The following is a 19,791-nucleotide window of genomic DNA, read 5'->3' as shown; positions in this document are numbered from 1 at the left end:
GGAAATTCCGGATGCCGATTCTTAGAAAGTCATACGCCGCCGCACTTTTTTTCGAACGGCCTCAGCTCTTCATGAAATTTGGCAGTACTTCCTCTTTGAACTCGGGGTGTCAGCACGATCGAATCCAACGAAGCGTCGCCCGTCAGGGCACGGAAGAAGAGGGGGGTTACCCGTGAGAGCAGTGCGCATAGGTCTCAGCATGATCTTCATGGCCGCGGTGGCGGGGTCGGCGGCGCTCGCCTGTCCGTTCGACGGATATGTCCGCTGCGACGGCAATCACAACGGTCAGCTCGACGGACAGGATCTCGGCGTCGCGGGCATCGTCGTCACGGTGCAGAACGTCGCCGGAACGTGGAGCGATACGGATGTGACCGACGCTAACGGTTACTACTTGATGAGCCTCCAGGACCATCCCGATTGCTACCACGCCACGATCGACACGTCTTCGTTGCCGGCGGGAGGCGCGGTCCTCGTACCCGCCTCGAATACGCTCGACTTCTGCGTCTCCTCCACCGATCAGGAAACCCAAGCGGATTGGCTGATCCAGAGCGACGCATGCCAGGCCGGACAGTGCTGGATGACGGGCGGCGGGACGGTCTACGAGCCGCTGACGAACTCCTACCTCGCGACCAAGGGCACCAAGATCACCTTCGGCGGCAACGTCCATCCGGGTTGCAGTGCGACGGCCGGCGCCGGCGGCGACTGGAACCACGTCGATCGCAGCCGCAAGCTCCACTTCCACGGGACGACGATCCCGAACGTGAGCTGCGGAAACGTGCCCGGCATCCCGCCCGGCTCCACCTCGCCGAAGACGCCGTTCAATTACATCGAATATGACGGCACCGGCTGGGTCCACGGGCTCCAGGGCAACAAGTACAACAACGATCACGTCTTCTTCTACGCGCGCGTCGAAGACCGGAACGAGCCCGGCAGCAACGGCGCCAACGCCGGGGCGCTCATCGACCGCTACTTCCTGCGCGTCTACACGAACCAGTTCGATCCGCTCGGCTCGACGATCATCCTCCTCGACAGCGACAACGGTGGAGGGCTCGAGCGCGACGTGACGCCGATCAACAGCGGCAACCTGCAGATTCACGTGAGCAGCTGCGACAACCCGCCGCTGCAGTAAGAACAGGTCTTTTGCGTCGGAAACGGCCGCTCCGGAAGGGGCGGCCGTTTTCTTTTACGGCGTGAGCTTCGACTTCAGGCGTTCGGCGGCGTCTCTCATCCTGGGGTCGGTTCCCGGCAGCGACAGGAAAGCCTGGATCGCTTCACGCGCCTTTTCCGGATTCCCTTCCGCTGCACACACGTGCGCTTCGATGAATCGCGCAGGCGCGTAGTCCGGGTGCGCCCGCAGCAGCGCGTCGACGTCGCGACGGGCGTCGGGGGTGCGCTTTGCCATGAGCTCGAGCTTGGCGCGATTGAAGAGCGCGTCCGCGTGGTCGGGCTGGACGGCCAGCGCCTTCGAGAAGGCGCTCTCCGCCTCGTCGCGCCGGCCCGTGCGGTCGAGGAAGACGCCGAGCTGGTTCCATCCGTCGGCGAGCTTGGGGTCGGCTTCGAGCGCCGCACGCAGGTGCTTCTCGCCGCCCGCGGCATCGCCGTTCGCGATCTCCGCCGTCCCGAGCGCCGCGATGACGGGAGGGGTCCTGAGGCCGCGCTTGACCGCGACGTTGTACTCCGCGATCGCGCCGGCGAGGTCGCCGCCGGCGGCGAGCACGTTGCCGAGCGCGTAGTGGACGTCTCCCGATGCCGGACGGATCGCGCTCGCGGCGCGATAGGCGGTGGCCGCCGCCTCGTACTGCCGGTCGACGAAGAGGGCGTTGCCGAGGTTCCACTGGTATTCGAAGTTGTCCGGCGATGCCGCGGCGGCGGCGCGAAGCTGTGCGATCGCTCCCTTGGCGTCCTGGGCGAACCGCAGCGATCCCATGAGCGATGCGGCGGCCGGGTTGTCCGGGTCCTTCGCCAGCGCTCGCGTCAAGAGCTGCGACGCGTAGGCGCGATCGCCGCGTCCGACCGCCTGCTGGGCCTGCTGATAGAGGTTGCTCACCGTGATGAGCTTCTTCGGATCAGGCCGATCGCGCCGTGCCAGGCCCGGGGCACCTGCCGACACGTAGCCCAGGCTCGCGATGCGATCGCGCTGCTCCCCCGGCATCATCGCCACGGCGGACGGATCGGCCGGCCCCATCGCCTTCACGGCGTCGATCAGCCTCTCGCCCCATCCGCCGTCGCCCGACGAGGCGAGGTTGGTCGACTCCGCGGGATCGCGCGCGAGGTCGTAACGCTCCGCCTCCGGCGCGTCGATGTACTTCTCGCGCGCCGACCGCAGCGCATGGAGCGGCGCCCAGCCGTACGCACGCTCGCCGTAGAGCGACTCGGCGTAGACCGGAGCGCGCTCGTCCATGCGCCCGCCACCGAGCGCCGGCGCCACGCTCCGTCCCTCGGCGGCGGGGATCGGCGGGGCGCCGAGAAGATCGAGGAGCGTCGGCGTGAGATCGACCCCCGACACGAGGCCGGGATAGCGCGTGCCGGCCTTGATCCGGCCCGCCGCGCGGAGGATGAGCGGGACGTGGAGGGTGCTGTCGTACACGAAGAGGCCGTGCGTGTCCTCGCCGTGCTCGCCGAGGCTCTCGCCGTGGTCCGCGGTGATGGCGATGATCGTGCGGTCCATGAGCCCGCCGGAGCGCAGCATTTCAAAGACACGCCCCAGCTCGGCATCGGCCGAGGCGATCTCGCCGTCGTAAGGGGCGCTCGCGAACCGCTCGCGGAACGGCGGCGGCGGCGTGTACGGCTCGTGCGGATCGTAGAGGTGGATCCAGAGGAAGAACGGCCCGTCCTTCATCCGCTCGATCGAAGCGAGCGCGTCGTTCACCACCTCGGCCGCCGGCCGCTCGACGATCGGCTCGTACAGCACCGACGACTCGCCGCCCGCGATCCGCGGCCGGAGCTTCGGCTGGTCGTAGCTGTCGAACCCCTTGCCGAGGCCGGACACGGACGAGAGGATGTAGGTGCCGACCGACGCGGCGGTCTTGTACCCCTGCCCATGGAGCTGCTCGGCGAGCGTCGTCTCGCGGTCGGGAAGCCGGAAGTCCGCGTTGTCGCGGACGCCGTGGCGCGGCGGGTAGAGCCCGGTCATGAGCGAGGCGTGCGATGGGAGCGTGAGGGGCGCGACGGCGATCGCCTGCTCGAAGAGAGCGCCCTCGGCGGCGATCCGGTCGATGTTCGGCGTCGCGGCGCGCGCATCGCCGTAGCATCCGAGGTGGTCGGCGCGCGTCGTGTCGAGGGTGACGAGGACGAGGTTCGGTTTGCCCGCCGGCGCCTTCCCGGAACCGCCGCAGGCGCACGTGACGAGGGCAAGGACGGCGAGCGCGCGGCGCATGGCCGCCTAGATTAGCGCGCCTCGGACTTCTTGCCGAGCCAGCGATCGAGCCACCCGAGCACCTCCCCGTACCAGACCGAGGCGCTCTTCGCCTTCAGGATCCAGTGGTTCTCGTCCGGAAAAACCACGATCCGCGCCGGGACCCCCTTTGCCGTCAGGACGCCGTACAGCTCGAGACCCTGGGCGTAGGGGACGCGGTAGTCCTTCTCGCCGTGGAGCACGAGGGTCGGCGTCTTGAAGTTCGCCGCGAACCGGTTCGGCGACGACTCCTCGATCTTCGACGGATCGACCCAGGGCTCCGCCCCGTAGTTCTTCGACCGCCCCCACGTGGCGTCCGAGCCGAACTGGCCCAGGAGGTCGTAGGGTCCCGAGTGGACGACGAGCGCCTTGAACCGGTCGGTGTGGCCCAGGATCCAGGCCGTCAGGTAACCGCCGTACGATCCGCCGGCCGCCGCCATGCGGCTCTCGTCGACGCCGCCGTGCCCGAGCACCGCGTCGGTCGCCTTCATGATGTCGGTGAACGGCTTGTCGCCCGGCGCGCCGAGGATCGAGTCGGCGAACGCCTGGCCCGCGCCCGACGAGCCGTGGAAGTTGACGAGCGCGCACACGTAGCCGCGCGCGGCGAAGAGCAGCGGGTTCCAACGGAAGCTCCACCCGTCGTTGAACGCGCCGAACGGTCCTCCGTGAATGAGCTGGACGAGCGGACGGCCGGGCGTCTCCTTCGGGTCGAATCCCGGCGGATACACGACGAACATCTGGACGTCGTCGTTGCCCGCGCCCTTGATCGTGACGTCGCTGACGGTGCCGAGGTCGAACTCGGCGAGCTTCGCGTCGTTGAATTGCGTCACCGAGGCGAGACCGCCGCCATCCGGCTTCGCCCGCCAGATCTCGGGGGGAGCGAGGATCGAGTCCTTCGTGAAGACGAGGAGCCCGCCCTTCTTCGCGACGGCGACGCCTCCGGTCGTGCCGCGGACGACCACGCGCGGCATGCCGCCTGCGACCGGCACGGCGAAGAGCGGCACCTTGCCGTGCTGCTGCGCGTGGAAGTAGACGAGCCCGTCGCCCGCGACCGCCCAGCCTTCCGCCGACGCGTCGAACTTGGGGGCGATCTCGGCCGCTTTCCCCGACCGCCGGTCGAGCCTCATGAGATGCGTGAAATCGGAGTCGATCTCCGGGCGGGTCTGGCGCCCGTAGACGATCGACCGGCCGTCGGCGGTGTAACGGGGACGGAGGTCGTCTCCGGGGTTGTCCTTCGTGATGTCCTGCGGCGAGCCGCCGGGCCGTGTCATGAACAGGTCGTAGTTCAACGTCTGGTAGGGCGGCGCCGTGGCATTCGCCGAGAACACGATCTCCTGGCCGTCGGGAGCGATGTCGTACGCGCCGCCGATCTCCATGAGGCCGAAGTAGCGCGCCGAGCCGGGGGTGAGGTCGATGACCTCGCGCGATTTCAGCTCGACCCGGAAGAGGTGCGGGTACTCGCCGTCGGTCAGGTAGTGGTCCCAGTAACGCCAGAGCCGGCTCTCCGAGACCTTCGCCTTGACCTTGTCCTTCTCGGCCGCGTCGAGCCGCTTCTTCACCGCCGGGAAGTCCGCGTTCAGGTCGGGCCACGTCGAGGCAACGAAGGCGATCGCCTGCCCGTCGGGGAACCACTTCGGGTCGTCGACGCCGACCGGAAGGTCGGTGATGCGCTCGGCATCGCCGCCCCCGAGCGGGAGGATGTAGAGCTGCGGCGGCGCGTCGCCGCGCTTCGACACGAATGCGAGGCGCTTGCCGTCGGGGCTGAACACCGGGCTCCCGTCGGCGCCCTCGTTCCAGGTGAGACGACGGGGAGGCGCGCTCCCGTTCGATGGCACGAGCCACAGATCGGTGTTGATCGTGTTCTTCTCGACGTTGGGGACGCCGACTGAGACGGCGATCCAGGCACCGTCCGGAGAGAGCGCCGGAGCGCCGACGCGAGATAACGTCCACAGGTCGTCGACGGTGAACGACTTCAACGCCAGCAGCAGAGCCGGTCCGATCATGAGCCTCTTACCCCCGTGTCTCTTCCCGCGCCGCCGGTACTTTATACGGAACCCGAAGTTGTGAACCGGTAACCGTGTTCGCGACCAAGAGGGCGGCGTACGGCCCAGGCCGGCGGTAGGATCTGCATCGGTCCGAGGGCCGCACGGCCCGTCCCGCCTCCCGGAAGAGGATTCCATGCTCCGCAATCACCGTCACAGGGCTCGCCTTCGGCTCGTCTTGCCGCTCGCCTTGTTGGGGCTGGCCGGTGCCGCACAGGCCGCCGAGGCATTGCCGCCGCCGGGATCCCCACCCCGATGCGGCGGTCCGGCGGCCGAGGCCGCATCGGCTCCCGCGATGGTCGCGTGCGATTCGGGGGGTGTGGGCGCGACCTCGTGCGAGACGAAGGTGACGATCAGCGTCAGCGGGTTCGGCACCACCTCGAGCTGCGGGATCAGCTGCACCACCGGGTTCTACGCGTGCTGCCAGAACCCCGGAGGCGGCCACGATGCGAAGTGCGTGTGCCTCACCGAGCATCCGGAAGAGCCGTTCACCCCGGTGCGCGCATGGTGAGCGCCGTGGTCCTCGCCCTTGCGGCATTCGCCGCAGATGGGCCGGCGACATTGCTCGCTCCGCCGGAAACGGAGATGCAACAGATGGTCGCCTGCGAATCAGGTGGGATCTTCGCCGACTCGTGCCAGATCTCGTGTCACGTGATCTTCACCTTCTACACGAAGTCTTGCTCCGTGACCTGCCGATCGGGGTTTTTCGCGTGCTGCAACTGCGACGGCGGATGCCAATGCGTGCTCGACCATGAAGAGGTCGATCCGGTGCCGCCGGACCGGCCGTATCCTCTCTGGTGACGCGATGACGAACGGACGTGCCGCTCTCGCCCTGGCGCTCGGTGTCGTCACCTCCATCGCGACCGCGGGGGGGGCTTTGGTGACGACCCCTGACGGATCGCCGGACCCGTCGGTCGTGGTGACGTGCGCCGATCCGCCGTCATCGGCGGTGTCCGACGGATGCCGGCGCGTGCGCTGCGAGTCCCGCCTCTGGCTCGCCGGCGAGGCGCCGGCCGGTTCGCCGTGCGCCCTTCGCCCCGCGGTGCGCCTCACGACCGAGCTTCCCAAGGGCGTGGGCGGCACGCTCCGCGTCACGATCACTCCCGAAGGCGCCAAGGCGCCTGCGTGGCAATCGCCCGGTCCTGTTCCGCCGCTGCCGCCCGGGCGCTACGTCGTCGAGGCGGCTCGCGCCGACGGCTCCTGGCGCTGCCACGCGACGCTATCGTTCCCCAAACCGCGGCCCGAAACGGTGTTCATCCCGTGGCGTGAGCCGAACCGTGTCGAAGGCCGCGTCGTCGACGAAGCCGGAAAGCCGAGAAGAGCGGTTCCCATCCGCGTCGACGCAGCGGAGGGACTCGGGTGGCGCTGTGACGGCAATTCGAAGGACGTCGTGTCCCGCGACGACGGGTCCTTCCGGCTCGCCCTCGACCCGGAGGCCGACGCGATCGTCGTGGCCGGGGGATGGGACGATCCCAGAGGCATCGCCTTCGCGCCGGCCGCTCCGGACATGCGTCTCGTCCCAAAGGCGCCCCATCGGGCGACGGCCCGCGTCCTCGATCAGGAGGGCCGTCCCGTTGCCTGCCGAGCGCTTCTCGACCTCGCCGACGCCGCCGATCGGCGCATCGCGCCCGGGGCTGAAGGGCGCTGCGACGCGGAGGGACGCGTCGTTATGGGGCCGTTCGCTTCCGACTCGGCGGTGATCGACTTGCGTCCCGTCGATGCGCTCCCGACCCGGCTGAACGTCACCGCCTCGTCGGGTACCGCTCTCGTCGATCTCGGCGAAGTCCGCGTCACGCGCGGCGCGACGCTACGGGTCACGGTTCGCGACGATCAGCGTTCCCCGGTCGAGGGAGCGACGGTCGTCGCCGAGAGCCGGGTGGGCCTCATCATCAAGCGCCGAACGAAGACGGCTGCAGACGGCGTCTGCGTCCTCACGGGTCTTCCCTCGTCGGGTCGTGTCGCCTTGTCCGTCGAAGCGCCCGGCTTCGTCCGCAAGAGCCGGACGGGCGTCTCTCCCGGCGGCGACGAGGAGGTCACGCTAGCGCGGGCCCAACCGGTGCGGGGCCGTGTCGTCGGCCCGGCCGGAAACGGCGTCGCGGCGACCGTGAAGGCGTCGTCGGTTCACGGCGAGCCCCTCGACACCGTCAGCAGCGACGGGGACGGATCCTTCTCGCTGAGCTCGTTACCCGACGAGGTCGTGCTCTTGCAAGCCGAGGCTTCCAGCGCGATTTCCGACATCGTGCGGGTCGGCGAACGATCCGGCGAGATCACCCTCGCCCTCCACGATCCCGACGAGATCCAAGGCACCGTCGTCGACTCGAGCGGCGTCCCCATCGCCGGCGCTTCGGTCGTTCTCGTCCGCAACGTGCTCGGCGATCCCCCGGAGGCCGGAGCGATCGCCTCGACCCGGTCGGGAGACGACGGGACGTTCCGGCTCGCCGCCCCCAACAAGGAAGGCGCCATCGTCGTCGCGACCGCTCCGGGCTTTGCTGCCGCGCGGGCCGCACCCTCGATATCGCCCACCGTCGTTACGCTCCAGCCCGAGGCCCGGCTCATGATCAAGACGCGGTCCTCGTCGCCACTCATGGTCGTCGATGCGATCGGCATTCCTCGCGTGCGTCCCGGTCTGGGCCGAAGCGTTCTCGTCGAGCACCTCGCAGCGGGCCGGTGCACGGTCGAGCTCGGTTTCAGCAGGGAAAAACAAGTCGAGCTCGCCGCCGGCACGACCACCGAGGTGGAGTTCGACGCGGGGTCGCGAGTCTCCGGGCGCGTGACCGCCGGCGGCCGGCCGTCGGCGCAGGCGATCGTGGCGATCGCGAGCGGGAGCCAAGGCGCGGCGACGGTCTCGGCGGGCGTGCGCACCGACGTCGGCGGCGCCTACGCCATCGACGACGTCGCGCCGGGGCCCGTCATCGTCAGCGCGGTTTCGGCCGAAGGTCGCGCGGAGCGGCGCATCGAGGTTCCCGAGACCGGAGACGTCGGCGCCGATCTCGAGATCGTCGAGCGCAGACTGCGTGTTCTCGTGCGCGATCGCGTCTCGCGCAAACCGATCGCGGGCGCCGACGTCGAGGCGATGCCGAGCGGAGTACTCGAATTCGGGAGCGCGGGGATGTCCGGCGGCGACCAAGACCTCGGGTGGGAGACGAGCACGTGCAAAGGCGGGTGTCAGAGCACCGTCACCGGCGATGACGGCGTCGCGGTCCTCACGCTCGTAAAGGACGGCGCGCACGACCTCTCGGTTGAGGCGATGGGATTCGCGCTATGGAAGCGCTCCGTCGACGTTGTCCCGGGCACCGCCGATCTCATCGCCGAGCTGGCGCCGGGCGGGCCGCCCACGGTTCGCGTGATCCTCGACACTATGCCCCCCCTGGTTGCCGGTGCTCTTTATTGCATCCAGGAAAGGTCCGTCGCGAGTGGCGAGCCGATCGCGGGTGAGAGTGTCTGCCAGACTTTCAAGCCCGGGCCCGCCGTCATCGCCTTCCGTGCCGACGACGCGGGCTTTGCGCGGACCGCCGTCGACGTTCCGGAGTCCGGCGAGCTCACGGTAACGCTCTCGGTGCCTCGCGCAGGGAGGCTCGTGGTCCCGCTATCCCCGGGCGACCGGAGCGTTCGCATCTTCGACGACCAGGGAGCGACCTGGAACCTTCCCTACGGCCTCGGCTGGCCGCGTTGCGGCCTCGAAGGAGGCAGGGACGCTCCCTCTAACTACGTCTGCCACGAGATGCCGCCCGGGACGTACACCGTCGAGGTCGATGGTCGGAGGCGAACGCCGGTCGTCGTGAGCGGAGGAGACAGCGTGACGGCGAACTGATGTACGAGCACGCGTTCGTGCGAAACCGGACGAACCGAGTCCCTGGTTCCCTTGGCAACCGTCCCTGATCGACGTATAGAGTCGCGAGATTCAGGGGGAGCCTCGGTGAGATTTCGCTCGACGCTTGCCGTCTGCGTGCTTGCGACCGCCGTCGCCGCAGGTCGCGCGCAGGCGGCGCCGAGCGCGCTCACGATGGACCAGCGCGTCGCCGCCCAATCCGCGATCGAGCGGATTTGCTGGGAGCATCGCGAGTGGCCGAAGGAGAACAAGGCGCCACGGCCTCCGTTCTCCGCGGCTATGCCCGCAGCAGCGATCCGCGCAAAGGTCGTCCGCGCGTTGAAGCTGTCTCGCGCGCTCGACGTTGTGTGGGGCAGGCCGGTCTCGGCGGGGCAACTCCAGGCCGAGCTCGACCGGATGGCGGGCAATTCCCGCGACCCCGCGATGCTCCAAGAGATGTTCGCCGCGCTGGGCAACGATCCCGAGCTCATCGCGGAGACGATCGCGCGCCCTGCCCTCGTCGAGCGGCTCGCGCTCCACTGGTACGCGCGCGACGAACGATTCAACGCTGAAAGCAGGCAGCGCGCGGAAGAGTCGGTGGCGAAGCGCCGATCGATCGAGGAGCTGATGCAGCTTGGCGCCACCGTGCAGCTCGATGAGAAGAGTGGCGTGACCGCGCCCGCCCTGAGTCCGATCGTCGAGGAAGACGACGGTTTCGTCGCTCGCGTCGAGACGATCGGCCCGGGCGGGAAGACGGTGGTGGCGACCGTCTCCTGGCCAAAACGCACGCTCGACGCTTGGCTGGCCACGCGCAACGACCTTCAGCCAGTCGACCCTCCCTCGTCCGCGCCGATCGCGCTTCCTTCCGTCCGCGCCGCGTCACCGGATCTCGGCGATCGGTGGGAGCCCATGAAGCTCGATCGGCCGAGGCTTCGCTGGCAGTCGATCGGTGTCTGGACCGGTAGCGAGATGATCGTCTGGGGTTACCACCAGATGGGTCGCACGACCTACGACGTGTCGGGCGACATCTACAACCCCGCGACGGACACATGGCGCCCGGTCTCCACCGTGGGAAGCCCTCGAAGCCTCAGTGGCGAGTCGATGATTTGGACGGGATCCAAGGTGATCGTCTGGGGCGGCGGCGACGAGCACGGAACGACGACGAACACCGGCGCCGCCTACGATCCGGCGACCGACACTTGGACGCCGCTTCCGACGGAGGGTGCGCCGTCGCCGCGACAAGGCCACATCGCCCTGTGGACCGGCGAGGAGATGTTGATCTGGGGACCGTACGCGAGCGGCGCTCGTTACGATCCGGCACGAGGAACTTGGGCCCCGATGACCGAGGAGAACCAGCCCGAGTTCCGCGAGGATGCGCCGGCGGTCTGGAGCGGGAGCGAGATGATCGTCTGGGGCGGGATAGGCTCGTCGCCGTACTACCTCGCCACGGGAGCTCGCTACGATCCGAAAGCGGATCGCTGGACGACGATGACGACGGAAGGAGCGCCCGCGGCGCGCGCCTCTCACACGATCGTCTGGACGGGAAGCGAGGCGATCGTCTACGGGGGTGAGCTCTACCCGAGCTACCCGGCTTCCGGCGGCCGCTACGACCCGGTGCAAGACAAGTGGCGGCCGATGACCACCTACCCGACCCAATACAACCAGAATCCGGTGGGTCACACGGCGGTGTGGACCGGGACCGAGATGCTCGTCTACGGCGGGCTCTTCGACGCAGCCGTCCACCGCTACGATCCGATCACCGACGCCTGGCGGCAATCGACGATCGTGAACGCGCCACAGTTTCGGCGGGGTCAGGTCGTCGTTTGGTCGGGACACGAGTTGATCGTCTGGGGCGGGACCGACTTCGCACTCAACGGGTACGAGCAAGCGCTCGACACGGGAGGACGATACGACCCTTTCGCCGACCGCTGGGTGTCGACCGGCCGCGGCACGAGCCCGCTCGCGAGAGCGGAGCACAGCGCCGTTTGGACCGGCACCGAGATGATCATCTGGGGCGGTCATGTCACGGACGAGGGCCTGGGTCGCGGCACGAACACCGGCGCGCGCTACGTGCCGGCGACGGACACGTGGAGTCCGACGTCACTCGACGGCGCGCCCGATCCCCTCGCGCAACAGGTCGGCTTTTGGACCGGGACCGAGATGCTCGTGTGGCGGCCGACCAACTCTTACCCGCCGGGTTTTCACAATGGCGGGCATTACGACCCGGCCAGGGACGCTTGGACTGCGATGGGAACCGACCGCACGATCCCGCTGCTGGACTACCCCCCGAGCGCGGTTTGGACGGGGCGGGAAATGATCGTCTGGGCCAACATCTCGGGGAGCGAGCTGCCGGGCGGCGGGCGCTACGACCCCGTACTCCGCGTGTGGACCCCGATCAACACGGCGCAAAGCCCGCCCGCCGGTTTTCGCATTCCCGCCGTGTGGACCGGACACGAGATGATCGTCGCCAGCGGTTGCACCTGGGGTGCTTACGACCCGGAGGCCGATGCCTGGCGAGCTCTCTCGACAAACGGTGCGTGGATCGCCTATCAGGGCGTCGTCTGGACCGGAAGCCAGGTCCTCGCGATCGGCTCCATACCCTGCGGGACTTACGGTCCGCCGGGGAACGCGCGGTATGACCCGGTGACCGATACGTGGACCCCGACGGCGACGGACGGAGCGCCACAGGACGGCAACCCAGCCTGGATGGGCCGTCTTCTCGCCGTCCTCCCGCGCTCGGACACCGCCTCGGCACCGGCCCGCCTCTATTCCCCGGCTGAGAACGTCTGGTTCACAAGCTCCGCTCCGAACCCTCTCATGCCGCGGGACGACGCCTCGATGGTCTGGACCGGCTCGAGGCTGTTGGTCTGGGGTGGCTGGGCTCACTCCGACGGCCGGTTCGGCGATGGCGCGGCGTACCTGCCGCCGGCGGCCGATATCGATCACGACGGGGTGCCGGACGACGTCGACAACTGCGTTTTGGTCGCGAATCCCGATCAGGCCGATCTCGACGGCGACGGGCTCGGCGACGCGTGCGACAACTGTCCCACGGTCCCGTTCCCGACGAATTGGGACGCCGATCAGGACGGGATCGATGACGCGTGCGATACCTGCGTCGACGTCGACGGCGATGGATTCGGCGCCGCGGGTGCACCGTCGCAAACCTGCCCGGTCGACAATTGCCCCTTCGTCGCCAATCCGAGCCAGGCGGATTCGGACGGCGACGGGCGCGGCGATGCCTGCGACAACTGCCCCTCGCTCCCGAACGATCAGCGGGACGCCGATTCGGACGGCGTCGGCAACGCTTGCGACAATTGCCCGAGCGTCGTGAATCCGAATCAGGTGGATACCGACGCGGATGGGCTGGGGGATGCTTGCGACAACTGTCCCACAGTCGCGAACCCCGGCCAGGCGAACCAGGATCACGACGGCGCCGGCGACGCGTGCGACGACTGTCCGCTCGTCCCCAACTCGCAAGGATTCGACTACGATCACGACGGTCTCGCGGACGCTTGCGACAACTGTCCCTACGTCGCCAATCCTGGTCAGGAAGATCGCGATCACGATGGGGTGGGGGACGCGTGCGACAACTGCCCGAACCTTCCCGCCAGTCAGCACGACGCCGACTTCGACGGAATCGGCGACGCCTGCGACAACTGCCCGCTCTACTGGAACCCCAGCCAAGCCAACGCCGACGGCGATGGCCGCGGCGACGAGTGCGATAACTGCCCGTCAGTGCCCAACAACCAGTCCGACGTCGACGGCGACGGCGACGGCGACGCCTGCGACGACTGCATCCATGACTACAACCCTGACCAGGCCGACGCCGACGGCGATGGACTCGGCGACGTTTGCGACAACTGCCCGTCCGTCGCCAACGCCGACCAGGCCGATCGCGTGCAGCCGGACGGGATCGGCGACGCCTGTGAGGATTCCGATCAGGACGGCGTCGTCGATGCGCTTGATAACTGCCCGTTCGTAGCGAGCCCCGACCAGACCGACTCGGACGGCGACGGCTTCGGCGACGCCTGTGACGTTTGCCGACACACGCCAAATCCGGCTCAGAGAGAACGCGCGGCGTGTATCGGCGTGAGCTCGAGCGGCGGGACGTGCCTCGACGCGGCGGTCGATCTCGTCGACCCGTCGGAGAGCGGACGCGTCATCGTGCGCAAGGTTACGGCGGGGCCGCCTTCGAGGATCGAGATCGAGCTGCTCCAGACGACGTGCGCCGACGAGACCGACAGTTATTCATTCTCGTTGAATGGCGTGCTCCTCGGTACCGTTCCCGCCGATCGCTCGGACGCCTCCTTCTGCGCTTGCGAGCCGGTACCTCAGCGCATCGTCTTCGACGACGCCGGGACGATCGGTGCGGCGTGGAGCTCGACGGCGCCGAACAGCCTTCACGTGGAGAAGATCGGCGACACGAGCTACTTGAGCTGGATGCGCGTGTCCGGCATCGGGCCGGCACCGCTGTGCTTGCTGGACGTGACCGGGCAGCAGTGCAGCGGTACCAACTTGTGCGTGGCTTACACGAACGTCCTCTCGCAGAGCTTCGTTCTCCCGTTGCTCGGAGGAGTCGTCGAGCTGATCTCCGTGCCGTTCGCGCAGGGTGCCCTTCCTGCGCGCGTGCCGATCGGGTCGCTCGAGCCCGGGGCGTACCAGCTCTGCGTCGAAGGCAATTCCGGAGACGGAAGCGCTCCGCCGATCGATTGCCGCGATTTCAGCCGTAGCATGGAAGAGAACATCGCGATCAACGACGCGGGGTGCGGCCCTCCCGCGGCGAACGCCGGTCCCGACATCGTCGCGGAGTGCGAAGTTCCGTTCACGCTCGACGGCCGCGGCTCGACCGATCCCGATTCGACCCCCGGAACTTCGGACGGCATCGCCCATTACGCTTGGTACCTCGCGTACGGGACGCAAGGGCAGGAGCTGCTCGGCGAGGGACCCGTCCTGACCACCGCCCTCCCCTCCGGCTTCTACCTCGTCACACTGGAGGTCACCGACACGTCGGGAGCCACCGCCACCGACGGGGTCGCCGTCGACGTCTCTGACACGCGTCCGCCCGCAGGCTCGATCCTTTCGCCGCAGGCCGGTGCCTGTTTCGGCCCATCAGCGCTTCCGGTCACCATCACCGACAGCTTCGTCGACGCCTGCGATGGAATGGCAATGAAATCGTACGATCCGCCGCCGGGCCCCTCGTATTTCAGCCACGGCGATCATCACGTCACGCTTCATGCGAGCGATAGCTCGGGTCACAGCGTGAGCGCGAGCGTCGACTTCACGATCGACACTGTTCCGCCGTCGGTCACGATCTTGACGCCCGCGGGCGGCGGCCCGGCACTCCCGATGTCGCTCCCCATCCCGATCGTCTTCCAAAGCAGCGATGCCGACGGCGCTACGGGCGACGTCGTGCACGAGACGATCTCGCTTCAGGAGTGCGTCATCTTCGACGGCGCCACGTACGGCGATCGCGACGGGATCCTCCACGACGAAACGATCTCGGTGACCCGCGCCGACGTTTGCCGCATCGCGACGCTCTGCGGCGTGCACCAGCTCGACAATCCGGAGCTGCGCATAACCGCCACCGATTGCGGAGGGAACGAGGCCGTCGCCTCCGTGCGCATTCCGGGCACGATGGCGCTCGACGTCTCCAACTGTTGGGGCGGCCTTGTCCCGGCGCGACCTCGGACGAAGACGATCAAGAAGTCCGGGTTCTGAGCCCGGAGCTTCCTTACGGCCTCGCGCCACCCGTACTAGACTCCGCCTGTGCCCAGGGTGACGCCCCGATGACCCTGCCGATCGTCATCAGCATGATCTCGACGACGGCGATCGTAACCGGTGTGTTCTTCGCCCTGCTGCAGTTGCGCCTGATGAATCGCCAACGCGCGCGCGAATCGGCCCTGCAGATGCTCCATTCGTTCCGGACCCCGGACTTCCTGGAGGCGATCAACATCGTTTTCGACCTTCCCGAAAACCTCTCGCGGCGCGAGCTGGAGGAGCGCCTCGGAAACAAGATGCAGTGCATCCTCGTCCTCTTCGGGACGTTCGAGAGCCTCGGGATCCTCGTCTACCGCCGCGACATCGACATCGAGATGGTGGAGGATTTCTCCAGCGGCATCCTCATTCTCTCGGGGCGCAAGTTGCGACGTTACATCGACGAGTATCGCAAGACGGGGAACCGCGAGACCTATTACGAATGGTACCAATGGCTGCACGAGCAGGTCGCGCGACGGGAGGCGGCGAACCCATCGGTTCCGGCCTTCGTCGCGCACAAGGATTGGCGGGAGTAGAGCCGCCCAACGCGACTCCGCAGGGCGACAATCATTTTCCCCACCCAATTGACCCGCGACCGAGGTGGCTCTTACCCTGTCGTCACCATTACGGGGACCCCAGGCCATGAAGATGTTCCTGACCGTCGTCATCGCGCTCACCGCGACGACCGTCGCCGGTGCCGCGACTCCCGATGAGCCGTGGCTGGATGCGCCGCCGTTCACTGTCGCCACGGAGACGCTCGTCTCGAAGGTTCGAGCACGTCCGGCACCGGATGCCCCTGCCGAGATCCTCTTGGAGGAGATGTCGTTCCAATTCGACGACGCGGCACGTCTTACGAAGACATACCACGCTCTCTATCGCGTTCTCGATCAGTCCGGTGTCGACGACCGAAGCTGGGTCAACGTGCGTTGGGCACCGTGGTACGAGTCGCGCCCGGAGGTGAAGGCGCGGATCGTCTCCGCCGACGGTGTCGCGCACGACCTCGATGGTGCGACGCTCGGCGACGAGCCGCTGGGTGACGACTCGTCCTCCACCGTCTCCGATCGCAGGGTCCTCACCGGGCCGTTGCCGGCGGTGGAGATCGGGTCGGTCGTCGAGCTCACGTGGACCATCGTCGAGGGCACTCCACCCTTCATCCCATCCCACTTCTACAGCTTCGTCTTCGGCGATTCGATTCCGGTACGGAATACGAAGGTGACGATCGACGCACCGGCCGGCCTCGCCGTCGTGGCTCGAGCGAAGTGTCTGCCGTCGGTGTCCATGGAGAAGAGCGAGCACGAAGGCCGGGTTCTGCAAACGTTCCGCATGGGAGCCCTTCCCAAGCTACCCGACAGGGTACAGTCCCTGCCGTTCGACGTGGACGAGACACCCATCGTCGAGCTGTCGGTGGGCGCTGGATGGCCGCGTATCGCAGGTGACTACTCCGATATCGTGGACAAGCAAATCGGCGGCGGACAGGTCGGTGGCCTCGCGAGCGCGGGCAAGGGGCTTGCGGGGCAGGCGAGGATCGAGGCGATCGTGCGTGCGCTGCACGCGACCGTGCGTTATTCTGGCGTCGAATTCCGCGAATCGACGATCGTGCCCGCGCCGCCCGCGGAGACGTCGAAGCGACGATTCGGTGATTGCAAGGACAAGGCGACGCTCCTCGTCGCTCTGCTGCGGGGCGCCGGACTCCAGGCTCATGTGGCGCTCGTCGCGACGGGGCTCGGCCGCGATCCCGACCCCGATCTTCCCGGGATCGAAGTCTTCGATCATGCGATCGTCGTCGTCGAAGGCACCCCGCGGCTCTGGATCGACGCCACGGCGGACAATTTCCGCGTCGGCGATCTCCCGATCGGCGTTGCCGGACGCCTCGCTCTCGTCGCCTCGAAGTCGACGCCCGGGATGGAGCGGATCCCCGAATCGACCGCAGCGCGCAACCGTATCGAAACCTCGCGGGATCTGTACTTGGGGGAGATCGGGCCCGCGCGGATCGTGGAGACGGTCCGTTCGACCGGCGTCCTGGAGGCGATGGCTCGCGGCCGGAATTGGAGCATCAGCGAGGCCGATTGGAGAAAAAAGACTGAAGCGGACGCCAAGCGCATCTTCAAGGCCAAGGCGCTGGGCGACGCGCACCGAACGCCTCCGAGCGATCTCACGCAACCGTTCGTCGAGACGTACGAAGCTGTCGAGAGCCCGGTTGGACAGACGTTCGCGGACGCATCGAGTCCGCGATTCCCCCAAGCCGACTTCGTCTCTCGACTGAGCGACGAGCTGCCGACGGCGACCGACGCGACGGACAAGGCGGCGAAGCCGCGCACGCAGCCGTTTCACCTGGAAAATCCGTTCGTCGATGTGTGGACAGTCCGCGTGCATCCGCCGCCCGGGTTCGCGCCCGGTGAGCCACCGAAGACCGAGGACACCACCGTGGGCCCCGTCCGGTTCACGCGCCGTTTCCGTCAACTCGACGACGGGGTCCTCGAGTTCCAGGCGACGCTCGACACGGGAGATCGGCTCGTCTGGTCGACGGAAGAGCTGGCGCAGGTCCGCGCGTGGATCGACAAGCTGAAGAAGTCCGACGATGTGCAGATCGTCGTGGAGCAAGTCGGCTACAAGGCGCTCCAACAGGGGCGTATTGGGGACGCGATCGCCGAGTACAGTCGCCTCGCCCAACTTCATCCCAAAGAGGCGTTACATCACAGTCAGCTCGCCACGGCATTCCTCCGAGGCGGCGTCGGGGAAGCGGCACGCAGCGAGGCGCGGCGGGCCGTCACGCTCGAACCCGGATCCGCCACCACGTGGGTGACCTACAGTTTCATCTACTCACACGACCTCATCGGCCGACCGTTCGAGAACGGGGCCGATATCGCCGAGACCGAGCGTGCCGCGCGCAAGGCGATGGAGCTCGATCCGAAAGACGAAACGGCGCGGCGCAATCTGGCGGTCGCTCTCGAGTACGACCCTAAGACGAGTGAGCGATATGGCCGCCGTGCCCGCCTGATGGACGCCATCTCGGTCTGGCAAGGCCTCAAGAAGGATCTCGATACGAAGGCGTACGACCAGTCGCTGCTCGTGGCGTTGGCACGAGCCGACCGTTGGTCCGAGGTCCGCGATCTGGCAAGCGATGCCGACACGGTCGATGATCGCGTCGCCTGGGTCGTAGCGGCGACGGAAATCGGCAGCGGCATCGACGATGCGACCGCGGAGGCCGGCCGACGCACCGGTACCCGAACTGACAAGAACAGCGCGTTGGTGAAGGCATCGACCCTGCTGTTGCAGTTGAGGCGGTATCCCGAGTCGGCGGCTCTGCTGCGAGCGGCCTCGACCGCCGCAGGGGGCGACACCTCGGCGCCGGGGCGCGCCGACGTGATCGCACGATGCAGGCGTCACGAGACGATGGATCTCAGTGGCGACGATGCGGAGTCCTTCCTCAAACGGTTCTTCGTCGAGATCGCTTCCGGAGATGATCCGGTGAAGATCCTCGACTACGTGTCCCCGATGCTCGCGGGTTCAGCCACCGATCCTTCACTCGACGGACTTCGGAACCGCACCGCCGCGATGCGTGGCATGGCCGGGTCGGGAATGACCTCCGACGGCGTCGTCGACGTGGCCTTGGCTCAACTCGAGTGGCACACAGAGGGGAACCCCGACCTCGGGTACAAGATCACGATGCGGCTACAGGTTCCTGGAACGGCGCAATCGATCGACTGGTTCTTGCAGCGCGAGAACGGCGCTCTCAAGATCGTGGGCACGTCACAAGACGTGCAGTCGCTTGGCATCGTCGCGCTGCGTCGGCTCGACATCGGACGCATCGAGGACGCGCGTCAGTGGTTGACCTGGGCGCGCGATGAGTTTCCCGGCGCGCATGCCGACTTCTTGGACGACACGCCATTCGTGGCCGCCTGGAACTCGGAAGGGACGATGGACGCGGCCGCCCTCAAGAGCGCGGCTGCGGCGCTCGGATGCTATCGCGACGGCGAGAATTCCTTGCGCATCCTGACGGAAGCCGCGGGCAGCGCAAGAAGTGACGACGAGAAGTTTCGTCTCGAGTACGGCGTGCAGGAAGCCTATTGGACGCTGGGCCGCCCCACGGACGCCCTCCCGCTTGCGAGGCGTTACTTCGCAGCTCACCCGTCGACGAACGCCTTCGATCGTCTCGGGAGCGGGCTCCTGATCGCGAAGGCGTACGACGAGCTCGCGGCGCTGTGCGTCTCGCGAGAGGCGGATCACGCGATGGAGACCGTCGCTCGGCGGCTCGAGTATCGGATCGCCTACCAACAGCGGCGATGGGAAGAAGCGGATCGAGCGTTGCGACAGCTCGTCGACCAAGGGAAAGGCAATGACAACAACTACAACTCGCTCGCTTGGATCGGGCTCTTCCGGGGTGACGACAGCCCGCGCCTCGTGGACGACGCAGAGCGCGCGGCGCTGCGGACGTCGCGCTCGAGCTCGATCAACCTTCACACGCTGGCCGCCGTGTATGCCGAGGTCGGGCGGTTCGCCGATGCTCAGCAGACGCTCGTCAAGATGATCGCGGCCCGGGCGAGCAAGTCGCTGGAACGGGTCGACTGGCTCGTCATCGGGCGGCTCGCAGAACGATACGGAGCGCGGGACGAAGCGATCGCCGCCTATCGGCGCATCGAGCGTCCCAAGCACGATTGGGATCTCCCCGGATCGACGTTCGAATTGGCCCAAACCTGGCTCGAGCGGCTCTCGCCGCCAGCTCCCGCCGATCGGAACGGGGTTCGTACGGCGCCGCGCAAGGGGCGAGGCTTATAATGCTCCGCTTGCGCACG

The 19,791-nt window shown here is 67.6% G+C and carries 9 protein-coding genes and 3 pseudogenes; 10 read left to right on the top strand and 2 right to left on the bottom strand.

Going from position 1 to position 19,791, the window contains the following annotated elements; translation table 11 throughout:
- Positions 1-172: 172 nt before the first annotated feature.
- A complete protein-coding gene (locus VFV19_00740; GenBank protein HEX4822816.1) occupies positions 173-1,129 on the top strand; it encodes an SdrD B-like domain-containing protein in 957 nt (318 codons plus the stop codon).
- A gap of 54 nt (positions 1,130-1,183) precedes the next feature.
- On the opposite strand, the gene VFV19_00735 is transcribed toward VFV19_00740, so the two are convergent.
- Complete coding sequence (locus VFV19_00735; protein ID HEX4822815.1) at positions 1,184-3,376, bottom strand: sulfatase-like hydrolase/transferase; 2,193 nt, start codon at positions 3,374-3,376, stop codon at positions 1,184-1,186.
- Positions 3,377-3,387: 11 nt separating this feature from the next.
- A complete protein-coding gene (locus tag VFV19_00730; GenBank protein ID HEX4822814.1) occupies positions 3,388-5,397 on the bottom strand; it encodes a S9 family peptidase in 2,010 nt (669 codons plus the stop codon).
- A gap of 175 nt (positions 5,398-5,572) precedes the next feature.
- Here VFV19_00730 and VFV19_00725 point away from each other — a divergent pair, with 175 nt between their 5' ends.
- The 9 genes and pseudogenes from VFV19_00725 to VFV19_00685 all read left to right on the top strand — a co-directional run bounded on the left by VFV19_00725 (position 5,573) and on the right by VFV19_00685 (position 19,774).
- Positions 5,573-5,947, top strand: coding sequence for a hypothetical protein (locus VFV19_00725; protein HEX4822813.1), 375 nt, complete (start codon positions 5,573-5,575; stop codon positions 5,945-5,947).
- Positions 5,944-6,237 carry a hypothetical protein gene (locus tag VFV19_00720; GenBank protein ID HEX4822812.1) on the top strand — a complete coding sequence of 98 codons (294 nt, stop codon included), beginning with the start codon at positions 5,944-5,946 and terminating at the stop codon, positions 6,235-6,237. Before VFV19_00725 ends, VFV19_00720 begins: the two co-directional genes overlap by 4 nt.
- A 4-nt stretch (positions 6,238-6,241) precedes the next feature.
- Positions 6,242-9,247 carry a carboxypeptidase-like regulatory domain-containing protein gene (locus VFV19_00715; protein HEX4822811.1) on the top strand — a complete coding sequence of 1,002 codons (3,006 nt, stop codon included), beginning with the start codon at positions 6,242-6,244 and terminating at the stop codon, positions 9,245-9,247.
- Positions 9,248-12,178: 2,931 nt separating this feature from the next.
- Positions 12,179-12,298: pseudogene (locus VFV19_00710) on the top strand (thrombospondin type 3 repeat-containing protein).
- Between the two features lie 36 nt (positions 12,299-12,334).
- Positions 12,335-12,649: pseudogene (locus VFV19_00705) on the top strand (thrombospondin type 3 repeat-containing protein).
- A gap of 24 nt (positions 12,650-12,673) precedes the next feature.
- Positions 12,674-12,979 (top strand): annotated as a pseudogene (locus tag VFV19_00700) (thrombospondin type 3 repeat-containing protein).
- Complete coding sequence (locus VFV19_00695; protein HEX4822810.1) at positions 12,980-14,962, top strand: thrombospondin type 3 repeat-containing protein; 1,983 nt, start codon at positions 12,980-12,982, stop codon at positions 14,960-14,962.
- 68 nt (positions 14,963-15,030) lie between these two features.
- A complete protein-coding gene (locus VFV19_00690; protein ID HEX4822809.1) occupies positions 15,031-15,534 on the top strand; it encodes a hypothetical protein in 504 nt (167 codons plus the stop codon).
- Positions 15,535-15,640: 106 nt separating this feature from the next.
- On the top strand, positions 15,641-19,774 hold the full coding sequence (locus tag VFV19_00685; GenBank protein HEX4822808.1) for a DUF3857 domain-containing protein: 4,134 nt from the start codon (positions 15,641-15,643) through the stop codon (positions 19,772-19,774).
- The last annotated feature ends 17 nt before the right edge of the window (positions 19,775-19,791 follow it).

It is taken from the genome of Candidatus Polarisedimenticolaceae bacterium (genome assembly GCA_036275915.1).
Classification (GTDB): domain Bacteria; phylum Acidobacteriota; class Polarisedimenticolia; order Polarisedimenticolales; family DASRJG01; genus DASRJG01.
This window is presented reverse-complemented; position numbering and strand designations above follow the sequence as displayed.